Genomic DNA, 12872 nt, shown 5'->3' on the forward strand with positions numbered 1-12872 from the left:
ACAAGCTAGCTACGTTTTTACATAGCTAGCTTGTATGATAATAATTTACGAAAACATTTTTAATAAAATTGTTGCTGTTACGACCATTGCAGCACCGCCCAAACGCGTTGAAATTTGCGCAAATGGCATTAATTCCATACGATTTGAAGCTGATAAAATCGCAACGTCTCCAGTTCCTCCTAATCCGCTATGGCATCCTGTTACAATCGCAGATTCAACTGGGTACATTTTCATGACTTTCCCAACAAGGAAACCAGTCGTGATCATTGTTAATACTACTGATGCACACACCACAACATATCCAACTGAAAGAACAGCTGCTACATCTTTTAATGGAATATATAACAATCCTAAACCAACCATTAATGGCCACGTTAAGCTTGTCGAAATAAATTTATATAAGTGATATGCACCTTGCTCCATTTTTGCTGGCATTAATTTAAAGTATTTTACAAGTGCTGCTGAAAAGATCATAATGATTGCCCCTGGAATACCAATAAATTTAGAAGCAAATCCACCGAAAATAAAGAACGTACATGCAATTAATAAACCTGCTCCCATTAATGAGAAGTCAATTGGTTTTTCTGTATTTTGTTCTTTTAATAATTCATCTTGATCACCTGTTTTTACCAATGCACCATTACCGCTAAGCTCTGGTTTTTTCTCACCTAAGCGCTTCATGTATCCAGCGCTTACAATCGCAAACATATTTCCGATAACCGCTGCTGGAACAAGCTGAGATACAAATGTTGCTGATGATTGATTTAAAATGTCACTGTAAGCTAAGGAAAGTGGTAAAATACCTTCTCCGATACCACCGCTTACAATTGGTACAATGATAAAGAAGAACGTTCGCTTCATTTCAAATCCAAATAATGATCCAACTAATAATCCAACTGCAATAGAAGCGAGTGTTCCTACAACTAATGGAATAAACATGCGAACAAACCCTTGTACTAACACTTTACGGTTCATTCCTAAAACACTTCCGACTACTAAACAAGAAATATATAAATATAAAAAGTTCGATTTTTTCATTAGCATCGTCGCTGCTTCCATTGAAGCTGGATTCATCCAATTAAAAAACACTAGTAAAGATGGAATAAATAATGAAAGAATTGCTGGTCCACCAATATTTTTTAAAATCGGAATCCTCATCCCAATATCACCTAAGAAAATCCCCATGATCATAATGACTGCAAATCCACCAATCATATCAGCAGGTAACTTGTTATATACAGATGCTCCATAAATAATAGCTGCTAATACGATATATAACGGTAAAGGTATAACACCAATTTTAATATTCATGATTTTTGAAACAAAAGATTTTTGTTCCACCTCTGCTGCTTCCACGGATGATACCGCTTCCACCTTTTTTTGAATCCCCATATAGGCACCCCCTTATATTCTTATCTACAATATTAAAACGCTTTCAATAGTAAAAATAGTTTTTGTAAGTTTTGTAAGTAGTTTTGTAATTAAAAAAAGTATAAGCAGCTTATATAAGCCGCTTATACATACAAACGTATTTTGTTTTCATCGATGCACTTTAATTTACTTACTGGTCTTCCCACATGTTGATAAACCATTTTATTTTCTAAAACTCCAATTTCAGTTAAAAACATTACATACTTTCGAATAGACACCCTTGAAATTCCAACTAATTGAGCCATTTCATCTGTTGTAAATGCTTGTCCATGAAGTGATTCTATTTGCTTCCAAATTAACTGTAATGTTTGTCTTGTTAGCCCTTTTGGCAGCTCTTTATTCACATGAGTTTCTACTTTTTCTTTTTGTAAAATCAACGTATCTAATTCAGACTGGCTAATTTTTTGCTGTTCTTTCATAAAGATAAATTTTTCTCGATATGCGGTTAATGCTTCCTTAAACCTTTCAAATGTAAATGGTTTAATCAAATAATCAACAACCCCATATTGAAGTGCTTTTTTAATACTTCCCATATCATGCACAGCTGAAATCATGATAACATCAATTTCTTTTTCTTGATTCCGAATATGCAGTAGCAATTCAAATCCTGTATCTACAGGCATAAAAATATCAAGCAATATGAAATCTATAGACGATTCCTTTAATATCTCTACTGCTTCTTTCACAGAATTAGCTATATGAACAAGTTCAAACCCTCCTACTTGCTCTAAATAATGCTTATTTAACATCGCTACCATTGGATCATCTTCTACAATCAAAACTTTGATCATGTCCCTATCTCATCCCTACTTTTGTATGGTATTTCAATGGTTATAGTCGTTCCCTTCCCTAACAAAGACTCTACCTGTATATCCCCATTTATTCGCTTTAAACTATCCTTTACAAGATATAAACCATATCCTCGATTTTCTCCTTTTGAGGAATACCCTTTGACAAATAATTTGTCAATTTCTTCTTGCCGGATTCCAACTCCTGTATCTTTGACTGTGATAATCATCTTATCCTGATATTGAATAGAAATATCTACTCGCTTATATTGACAATTTATCACCGCATCTAATGCATTATCAATTAAATTTCCTACAATTGTAATGAGTTCATGAATAATACTTTCATCATATGGCTCTGGTAAGTAAGAATTTTCGCTTACAATGAGTTGTATACTCTTTTCCCTTGCGTAACTAAGTTTACCAAGCATAAATCCTGCAAATACAGGATTTTTTATTTTTCGCATCACACCACCAATTTCATATTGATGCTCCGAGACCATGTTACTAATATAGGTCTCTAATTGTTCATAATGCTTCATATGTGTAAGCCCTAATACAACATGCATCTTATTCATAAACTCATGAGATTGTGCCCTGAGCGCTTCTGCATAAAGTTGAATATCCGTTAATTGTTCTGCTAATTGCCTAATCTCTGTTTTATCACGAAATGTTGCAATAGCACCAACAATTTCTCCTTTAACATATAAAGGAACTCTGTTTGTAACAATGGTAATTCCATAAAGATTTTGTTCCTCATACAATTGTGCTTTCCCCGTTTGTAACACTTCTTTTATACATGAGTTGGGCATATACTTCTCAACATCTTTACCAATAAAATCTTCTTCGAGACCACTTTTCTTAAATAACCGTTTCGCTTCGTTATTAATTAAAGTAACTCTCGCATCTTTATCGACAGCAATAATTCCTTCTTTAACAGATTGTAACATCGTATTCCGTTCTTCTAAAATTTTTGCGATTTCGCTAGGTTCAAGATCAAATAAAATTTTCTTAATATGTCTAGCTAATAAAATAGCACCTATAATTCCAACTAAGATTCCAACACCGATACCGATATAAATAATGTATCTACTCTCTTTTATCCTCTCATGCACATTATCAGCTGAAATTCCGACAGCAACAACCCCCATTTGTTCTCTCGTTTCAGAAAAAACAGGTACAAACACTCGCATAGAGATTCCCAATGTTCCTTCTGCCATTGATACATGTTCTTTTCCTTTTAAGGCTATCCCTTCATCTCCCCCTACAAAGTGATGGCCGATTTTTTGAGGATTTGGGTGAGATTTGCGAATGCCATTCATATCCATGACCACGATAAATTGAACATCTGTATTTTTTAACAACCGATTTGTATACGTTTGAATTTCAGATATATCTTTTCTTCCTGCTAAAGCATCTATTACAAGTGGTGAATTTGCTACAATACGCGCGATTGTTTTTGCTTTTTCAGCTTGACTTTCTTCCGTCGTACGTTCGACATTATGACTAATTAATATATCTGTTACAAGTAAAGAAAGTAAAATAACAGTACACACCAGCAACGTAATCGTTTTCCATAAACTTAACAATTTTTTTCTTTTTCTCATCCCTTTATTGTCTCCCTTATTTCCTCTTTACTACACGCGAAATCTATCTTACTTATTCTTTTTTATGAATACAACACTGAACTTTAATCATGCCTCAGCAAACGGAATTTTACGAGGATTTTATCTCCCACCTATTTTTCTTTATTTTTACTGAATCTTGAGATGAGAATATTACTGTTCGCAAATAGTTAAATAAATTAATAATAAAACGAGAAATATTCATCATTGTTTTTCTCTCCTATCTCCCGATGTATAACGAAACAAAAACAAGAGAAATTCAGTATAAGAAATTATGCTGAGTTCCTCTTGTTTTTGTTAAATATAATCATCACTTTCTCTTCTTAACCCCATTTCTGTCCCATTCACTTTGAATTTTGCACATAACTAATAGCTTGACTTCCCATCTGTACCCATGCCTGTTCAAAGCTTTCGCGTGGAACACTTACACTTGCAGTATCACTAAGCGGATCATGAATATAAACTAACTCCTTATCATAACCAATAAGAAGAATACAATGTTCATTGTACGTAATAGAGACATTACCTGCATCTGTTTCCCATGTATCAAATTCATTTTCATCCAAAGGAGCATATGTTGCATTTGTAATCATAACAACTGGCTTGCCCTCTTTTACAGTTTTATAAATTTCATTTATATTTTCACCTGTTAAATCAACAACTTGATTTGGCAAGTATTTATTTGCTAACTGAAAAAGCGGTTCATGATACACACCATATCCTGATTCAGAAAAAGTATAAATATTCCCTACAAACCCTTCATGTGGATTACCGCGTACACCATCATTTGAAAAGGCAACTTTCTGTATTTCATCTGCCAGCGTCATCTTACCTACAGAAACACCTGCGTACTGTAACATCATGGCTAAGCTAGTTACTTCGCAGCCTCTATCTAACTCTGGTAACTGCTGGATAAAAGGTACATTTTGCAATAATACTTTTTCTTCATCTGCATTCCCCAGCGTCTTTTTCTTTTTTTCTTGCGCAACTGGAATGACAAGCTGATTCTTACCGCTTTCCTTTTGGACAAATTTGTTTGAGACGATTCTCTTTACATTTTCTACACGTTTAGTAACAGGCATTATGCCGCTCCTTTTCATATATACACTACTGATAAATATCCCTAATACAATCAAACATATATACACCTTCCACTTTCGTATCATTCTTCTATCTTCACGTCCTTTTTAATTCGTTAAATACGAATAAAATGCATCCGCATCTGTTTGAACCATAGGTAAAAAGACAAGTTCCTTTCCCTTTTCAGGTTGTTCCTTTTTTATTTTCTCTGTTAACTGCTCGATATTTGTATTTGTACTATCTATGCCAAGATCGTCTGCAATTTGTATTACTTTCTGCTCATTTATTTCTCTTAGCACTTGGTAAATATCTTTACCATATAAATCAATATGAAGTTCTTTTGCTTCGGCCTGAATTTTCCCCTCGTATACTTCTTGTGCCAAATCTTCTATACCTTTTCCTTTTTGAGAAATTCCAAGCTTTTCCGCTTCTTCTTTTACCTTTGTTCCATAAACCTCTTCAGCAACTTCATCTATTTTTTTTCCTTCTTTTGAAACACCGAGTTTATCTGCTTCATCATTTATTTTGATTGTATTAATTTGATTGACTAAATCGACAATGGATGTATTTTCGATCGGTATTCCTAATTTTTTTGCTTCTTGTTTTATTTTTGTTTCATAGATTTCTTCTGAAAGAGCTCCTACATCTTTTCCCTCAGTAGAGATTCCTAACTGTGTCGCTTCTTGATCAACTTCTGTTTCATGAATCTCCTTTTCTAACGTAAGCTGCTCTTTTCCATCCGTTTCAATTCCTAGTTTTTGCGCTTTCTCCTCTGTATAGGCCACATGCGTTTCTCCGTTATTCAGTTGTTCATTACTGCACTGCGAAAAGTTAGTTTTACCTTTTGACGTTGTAGAAGCAGACGCCCCTCCCATTACGCTTAAACTCATCATGCCAATAACAAATAATGACACTATCTTTTTCTTTTCCAAATTCCTTCTCCTCCTTTATGTTTTTCGTACGATCTGCCTTCCATTTTTTCCATATTATCGTAAAAGATACGCTCAATTCGGCTCGTATTAAAATCACTCATGAATATAACTATCTATCCGCAAAAAGAATACAAAGTGATTACTTTTTCTCTCTTTTGTCCTTCTCATTCTGTGTAAACTCTATTATGAAAAATATTTCTTAACTTTCCCTTAACAAAAAGACGACCTTGTAAAAACAAGATCGTCTCTAATTTCTTTATATTCTTTGATTTTTAGGTAAAATTACTTCAAAACAAGTACCTTCATTCATTTTACTCTCTACTTTTATTTTCCCATGATGTTTTTCTACAATCCAGCTGGCAATTGAAAGGCCTAAGCCAGCACCTTCTGCTTTCGTTCTTGCCTTATCTCCTTGATAAAAACGATCAAATAACTTTGGAATCTCTTCTTCTTTTATTCCAATTCCATTGTCTTTTACCTGAATCGTAATTGAACTATTGGTTTGCATGCATGCTACTTGAATCGTTCCACCCACATCAGTATATTTCATCGCATTGTCTAATAAAATTACCACCATTTGATGAATTCGTTCTCTATCACCAATAAAAGATACTTTAGATTCGATTTCCAATGTCATCTTTTTCTCTTGATACGCAGCAATCTCTGCATAAGGCTCTACTACTTCTGTTAATAATTCATCTAATGCAAATTTCTTTTTATCCATTTCAATTTGATTTGAATCCGAACGAGCTAATAATAATAAATTGGCAACGAGCTTCGATAACCTTCTACACTCCTTTGAAATTGTAGAAATATCAATTGCCTTTTCCTCTATCGTAGCGGAAGGAGACTGAAATAGTACATCCGTTTTAGATTGAATGACCGCTAGTGGCGTTCTTAATTCATGAGATGCATCAGAAACAAACTGTTGTTGCTTTTCCCAAGAATTACGAATTGGTACAAGAGCTTTTCCAGCTAAGAAAAATCCCATCCCAATTGCGCATAAACTTCCTATACTGCATCCCGCTATAAGAATTAGTAATAACGTATGCAACATATCCCTTTCTGCTGTTGTATCGCGTACAAATTGAACCGTCATTTGTCCAAATTCAGTATTACGCTGAAAAGCCAACGCTCGAAAACTCTTCCCATTGATTTCAATATCCTGAAAACCCTCTAATTGTTCTGGGAAAAACGCTAAAGCATTTTCTTCAAAAACAGGATCAACAAATTTAGGATTCTTATCTATTAGGGCTACTTTTTTTCCATGCCATAACAGTACAGTAATCCTCGGATCTCCAATACGAATATCCTTAACGGACCCTTTTGGATTAGACTTAGAATGTTTCTTCTCTTTTGCTTTAAACATTTCTAGCGAATTATCTACTCCACTATAAATACGATTATATGTATAGCCATAGATAATACTCCCTAGAACTCCAATTAATATAATAAACACTAATGAATTTAAAATTGTAAGGCGAATGCGGGTTCTTTGAAACATACTCTTATTTTTCATTGTTCTTTTAACATATATCCAATCCCGCGAACGGTTTGAATATCTTTTTGATAACCAAATGGCTCCAACTTTTTTCGTAAATGATGAACATACACTTCAACAATGGCTACCGTTGTATCTGAATCGAATCCCCAAACGCGATCAAAGATTTGTTCACGCATTAAAATCTTTCCACTATTTTGAATGAGGTACTCTAAAAGTTCATATTGCTTTAATGTTAATTTAATTGCTTCTCCATCCACTTGAATATCCTTGTCCTTTCCGAACAACTCGATTCCACGGTAGTTAATGGTTTGCTTTGTTGTTAAATTACCACTTCTTCGTAATAAAGCTCGAATTCTCGCTTTCAGCTCGGGAGCTTGAAATGGCTTTATTAAATAATCATCCCCTCCAAAATCTAATCCTTTCACACGGTCTTCCAAAGAATCTTTAGCAGTCAAAAATAAGACAGGTGTTTCAATTTTGTCATTCCGTATTCTTTGAATTACTTCAAAACCATCTATCACCGGTAACATTACATCAAGAAGTATTACATCATAAATATTTTGTAACGCCAAAAACAAACCGTCTTCTCCATTCATTGCTGTATCAACTTCAAACTCATCACATAAAATTTGTGTAATTGATTCCAATAAAGGTGCATGATCTTCTACAACTAATAAGCGCATCCCACTTTCTCACCTTTCATCAAATATAAAGTGAAACTTTAATCGGTAGTGATTTTCTTCATCCATCACTGATTATTAGTAGCCCGCGAATAGCGGGATAAATAATTACTGTTACCATTTTTCATAATAACAAAAGAGAGCAGCACAACATACTTATCCTTACTTCCAAACGATTTCCAGTCTTGTATCCGAATACTTCACCTTGCCTTGCTCCCTCTAAATCCTACGTACTTATAATAATTATATATCATTGTCTATGTAGACCTGTCATAACATGAATCATTTTCTTGCTCATTTACCATCCGTTTATATATGTACTTTATTATGAAAGCTATTCCTTAACTTTCCCTTAACAAAAGAAGTTTCAAAAAGGAGAATTTGTACCCTTACAACACCGTAATCCTCATGTCACCTAATTCGATAATTACAAGACTTGCTACCCGCTATACTTAAAGTAAGAAATGAGACAACAAGCAAAGGAAAGATAGGAAAGCCGTATCTTTTTTACAGATACGGCTTTCTTTTATTTTTGATTTGTACGGTTCGAAATACTAATTGCCCGATCTGTTGTTTTTGCTGCTTCATCTAATGCTTCTTTACTATTTTTTCCATCATACATTGCTTCTAGCGCTTTTACAACTGCATCGCGGGATTCAGGAAATACACTAATAAGTGCACCTTGTGTTGCAACAGATGGTTTTGTTGCTTGTAACTGTTCTACCGTTACTTTTAACTGTGGATATTTTTCATATTGTTGTTTTACTAAAGGCTCATTATATGCATCTGGGTTAATAGAGAAATAACCTGTTTCCGTATGCCATTTTGCTTGTACATCTGCTTTTGTTAAGTATTTCATAAAGTCCCAAGCACCTTTTTGTGTTTCTTCTGCGACCATATTCGTCATCCATAGTGATGCACCGCCAATAACAACTCCGTTTTGTTTCACATCTTCTGGATATGGGATATATGCTACTCCTACATTAAATTTAGACGAATCAATCACATTACGAACACCTGCTGAAGAATCTAAATACATCGCAACTTGTCCAGATTGGAATGCGGCACGAACATCATCCCAACTCGCCCCATACTTTCCTAATGTACCAGCTTTATTCAGTTCATCTAATAAACCAAATACTTTTTGTCCTTCTTTTCCGTTAAATACAGCTTTTTTCGCTGCACCTTTACGCCCATTTTCTTTATCAACATATAACCCACCTTGTGTTGCCAAAAGCTCTTCAAAGAACCATCCGTAATTTAACATTGAAAAACCGTACTGTTTTACGCTTTCGCCTTCTTTAACAGTTAATTTTTTTGCTGCTTCTTTTAATTCAGCGTATGTTTTCGGTGCTTTTTCCGGATCGAGCCCCGCTTTTGTAAAGGCATCTTTATTATAAATTAATACTGGTGTAGATGAATTAAATGGCATGGAATACATTTTCCCATCAACTGAATAGTAATTCGTAATCGCTTTTTCTAATTTCGATATATCATATTTATCCTTTTTAATCCAGCTATCAATCGGCGTAATCTTTTTACTATCAATCATATATTTCGTTGTAATTTCGCTAGATTGAACGAGAGCTGGTGATTCTTTTGAAGCTGTTATATTTTTAAACTTCGTTAAAGATTCTTCATAGGAACCTTGAAATTCAGCTTTCACCTCATATTTATTTTGTGACTTATTATAATCTGCAACAATTCCATCCAACACACCTTGCGTTTTTCCACCCATTGCATGCCAAAAGCGAATAACTGTTTTATCTCCATTCTTTTCTGCGGGAGCTACTTTTTCCTTTGCTTCAGATTTCCCCTCTGTTTTACTACTTGAACAAGCTGCAGCTGATAAAGCCATCGTTGCTGCCATTATAATAACAGCACCTTTTTTCCAAAATCTCATCTCAATCCCACCTTTTCATATGTATATTTATTTAATTGCCCCTTTTGTTAAACCTTGTTGCAACTGCCTCTGACCTAAAAATAATAAAATTAAAGTCGGAATCACAATAACTGTAACTCCTGCCATCACACTGCCCCAATCTGTTGCAACTTCCTGAGATTGAAGTTGTTTCACCCCAATTTGTACGGTTCTAATTTTCTCATCATTCGTAACTAGGAGGGGCCATAAATACATATTCCATGTTGTTAAAAAGCTATATACACCTAGTGTTATAAAACTTGTTTTACAATAAGGAATGACAACACGGAATAAAAACTTCACATGGCCAATCCCCTCGATAAAGGCAGCTTCTTTTAACTCATTTGGAAGCGTCATAAAATGCTGACGTAATAAAAAGATTCCAAAAGCAGTTGCAAAGAACGGAACCGTCATTCCAGTAAATGTGTTAATCCATCCAAATTGTTGTACCGTTAAAAAGTTCGGTACCATCGTTGCTTCCCATGGGATAAGCATCGTTGAAATAAACAGAAAGAAAATAAAATTTCGTCCTTTAAAATTTAAAAATACAAATGCATAAGCAGCTAAACTTGATACAACAAGCTGCCCAATCATCACTGCTATTGAAACTATCAGACTATTGTATAAATAAGAAAACAGCGGTACTTTCTGAAAAATATGTACAAAATTATCGAATGTAAATTGTGTCGGGAACACCCTTCTCATTTGAATGTCTTCTGGCGTCATGAACCCTAGCAAAAATGCGTATAGAACTGGAAAAAAGACCATCACTGCGCTTATGGTAAGCAGTATGTATAAAAGAATATGTTGTTTCCACTTATTCGTAATCATTTATAATGCACCTTTCTCTCTGCAAACTTAAATTGAAGTAATGTGGCAAGAAAAATGAAAATAAATAATACCATTGCCTGTGCACTCGCTGTACCAAATTGATGATTCGCAAAAGCTTCTTTATAAATAGAGTACACAATTAAGTTTGTTGCATCGTTCGGTCCACCGTGCGTTAAAATATCAATCTGTCCAAAGCTTTGAAATGCACTAATTAAAGTAACTGTTATAATAAAAAATAATGTAGGAGATAGCATCGGTAATGTAACGCGCCGAAGTTTATGTAAATAGCTAGCACCATCAATAGATGCACTCTCGTATAGAGTCGTATCAATATTTTGCAAACCACCTAATATAACTAAAAATGCAAACCCGGTATTTACCCAAACTGTTGTAACTGATACAGAAAATAATGCCCAATCTGGACTTGTTAGCCATGCAATTGCAGGAAGATTCATCGAACCAAGTATATTATTGAATAAACCGACACTCGGATGGAATAAAAATAACCAGATTACTGCGCTAGCTGCTACTGAAATTCCCATTGTTGAGGAGAATAAAACTCGAAACAAGCCTATTCCTTTTATTTTTTCGTTTGCAATTAAAGCAAGAAACAGTGCAAACAAAATACTAGTTGGAACTGTATATAATACAAAGAGTAAAGTAGATTTTATACTTTTATAAAAAGTTGGATCAGACAATAAATATTGATAGTTTTCCAGTCCTACGAAAAGATTTGCCTCACCATGAACATCTGTTAAATAAAAACTATAATAGATAGTACGAAATAATGGATAAAACAAAAAAATTGTAAATAATATGATGGAAGGCGCCAAGAATAACAAGCCTGTGCGCAAATCTTTCGTACGGCCCCATAATGCCTTTTTTCTTGAAACTTCTGTTTGAACAGGTAAATTTTCTACCTCAATCATTATTTCGCCACCGCCTTCAACTCTTCTTCGGCAACGAATCGAATCCTTTCATTTGTATCGTTATGAAAGAAACATAGTTTCTGTACTGGAAATTGCAATTTAGCTTTATCACCTTTTTTCAAAATAAGTTGTCCGATTACTTTTGCACTCCATGTTTTTTCATTTACTATAAAATTTAAAATTGTTTCATTTCCTAATACTTCTACAGATTGCAGTGTAACTTCTTGGCCATCTTCAGCTAATACGATGTGTTCTGGACGAATTCCTAAGCGCACCTTTTGTTCTGAAAACTGTTGTAAATGCCCCGAAGACAACGGGATTTGTAATCCATCAACATGTAATCCCCCCATACCTTTATCTACGATTCCATTACCAATATTCATGGATGGTGAACCGATAAAGCCTGCAACAAATTCATTTGCAGGATAGTTATATATATCGAGCGGTGTGCCTACCTGTTGTATACTCCCTTTGTTTAACACCATAATGCGATCCCCCATTGTCATTGCCTCAATTTGATCATGGGTCACATAAATCATCGTAATACCTAGTCGCTGCTGGATCTCTCTAATTTCAATGCGCATTTGTGCACGCAACTTTGCATCCAAGTTAGAAAGGGGTTCATCCATTAAACAAATTGGCGCTTGACTTACAATTGCTCGCGCCAGTGCAACACGTTGTCTTTGTCCACCTGATAATTGACCTGGTTTCGACTTTGTATATTCCGTAAGCCCTACCATTTCTACTGCTTCTATCAATCGTTTTTGTCGTTCCTCTTTTGGAATTTTCCGTATTTTTAATCCAAATAAAATATTTTCTTCCACCGTCAAATGTGGATATAAAGCGTAATTTTGGAATACCATTGATAGATTTCGATTTTTCGGTTCTAAATCATTTGCAACATTTTCGTTAATAAGTAACGCCCCAGAAGTAATTTCTTCTAAACCTGCAATCATTCGCAATAATGTACTTTTCCCACACCCAGAAGGACCAACTAGAACAAAAAATTCACCTTTTTGAATCTGCACCGACACATTTTCAACTGCTATTTCCTTTGAATTCTTATAAACTTTTGACACATCTCTTAGTTCAATCATCAGTTTGCGCTCCTTTTTTGTTCTTGTAACCATACTTCACAACGGCTTATTAAC

The 12872-nt window shown here is 34.6% G+C and carries 11 protein-coding genes; all 11 read right to left on the reverse strand.

The window, feature by feature from the left end; translation table 11 throughout:
• Positions 1-45: 45 nt before the first annotated feature.
• The 11 genes from AC1DIT_RS02510 to AC1DIT_RS02560 all read right to left on the reverse strand — a co-directional run bounded on the left by AC1DIT_RS02510 (position 46) and on the right by AC1DIT_RS02560 (position 12818).
• Positions 46-1392: a 2-hydroxycarboxylate transporter family protein gene (locus AC1DIT_RS02510; RefSeq protein ID WP_016113050.1), complete on the reverse strand. Its 1347-nt coding sequence runs from the start codon at positions 1390-1392 to the stop codon at positions 46-48.
• Positions 1393-1514: 122 nt separating this feature from the next.
• Positions 1515-2222 (reverse strand): response regulator, encoded by a 708-nt coding sequence (locus tag AC1DIT_RS02515; protein WP_016113049.1) that lies wholly within the window; start codon positions 2220-2222, stop codon positions 1515-1517.
• Positions 2219-3826: a sensor histidine kinase gene (locus AC1DIT_RS02520; RefSeq protein WP_016113048.1), complete on the reverse strand. Its 1608-nt coding sequence runs from the start codon at positions 3824-3826 to the stop codon at positions 2219-2221. Before AC1DIT_RS02520 ends, AC1DIT_RS02515 begins: the two co-directional genes overlap by 4 nt.
• A gap of 362 nt (positions 3827-4188) precedes the next feature.
• A complete protein-coding gene (locus AC1DIT_RS02525; protein WP_170927947.1) occupies positions 4189-5010 on the reverse strand; it encodes a C39 family peptidase in 822 nt (273 codons plus the stop codon).
• A 21-nt stretch (positions 5011-5031) separates the two neighbouring features.
• A complete protein-coding gene (locus AC1DIT_RS02530) occupies positions 5032-5817 on the reverse strand; it encodes a hypothetical protein (protein ID WP_044880782.1) in 786 nt (261 codons plus the stop codon).
• A gap of 295 nt (positions 5818-6112) precedes the next feature.
• Positions 6113-7375 carry a sensor histidine kinase gene (locus AC1DIT_RS02535; protein WP_016113045.1) on the reverse strand — a complete coding sequence of 421 codons (1263 nt, stop codon included), beginning with the start codon at positions 7373-7375 and terminating at the stop codon, positions 6113-6115.
• Positions 7372-8043 carry a response regulator transcription factor gene (locus AC1DIT_RS02540; RefSeq protein ID WP_016113044.1) on the reverse strand — a complete coding sequence of 224 codons (672 nt, stop codon included), beginning with the start codon at positions 8041-8043 and terminating at the stop codon, positions 7372-7374. Before AC1DIT_RS02540 ends, AC1DIT_RS02535 begins: the two co-directional genes overlap by 4 nt.
• Positions 8044-8566: 523 nt before the next feature.
• Positions 8567-9943, reverse strand: a complete 1377-nt coding sequence (locus AC1DIT_RS02545) for an ABC transporter substrate-binding protein (RefSeq protein WP_016113043.1) — start codon at positions 9941-9943, stop codon at positions 8567-8569.
• Between the two features lie 27 nt (positions 9944-9970).
• Complete coding sequence (locus AC1DIT_RS02550; protein ID WP_016113042.1) at positions 9971-10792, reverse strand: carbohydrate ABC transporter permease; 822 nt, start codon at positions 10790-10792, stop codon at positions 9971-9973.
• Positions 10789-11721 (reverse strand): carbohydrate ABC transporter permease, encoded by a 933-nt coding sequence (locus AC1DIT_RS02555; protein WP_016113041.1) that lies wholly within the window; start codon positions 11719-11721, stop codon positions 10789-10791. The genes AC1DIT_RS02550 and AC1DIT_RS02555 overlap by 4 nt, the downstream gene beginning before the upstream one ends.
• Positions 11721-12818, reverse strand: coding sequence for an ABC transporter ATP-binding protein (locus AC1DIT_RS02560; RefSeq protein WP_016113040.1), 1098 nt, complete (start codon positions 12816-12818; stop codon positions 11721-11723). Before AC1DIT_RS02560 ends, AC1DIT_RS02555 begins: the two co-directional genes overlap by 1 nt.
• Positions 12819-12872: the final 54 nt, after the last annotated feature.

This window comes from Bacillus sp. 05T22 (genome assembly GCF_056396765.1).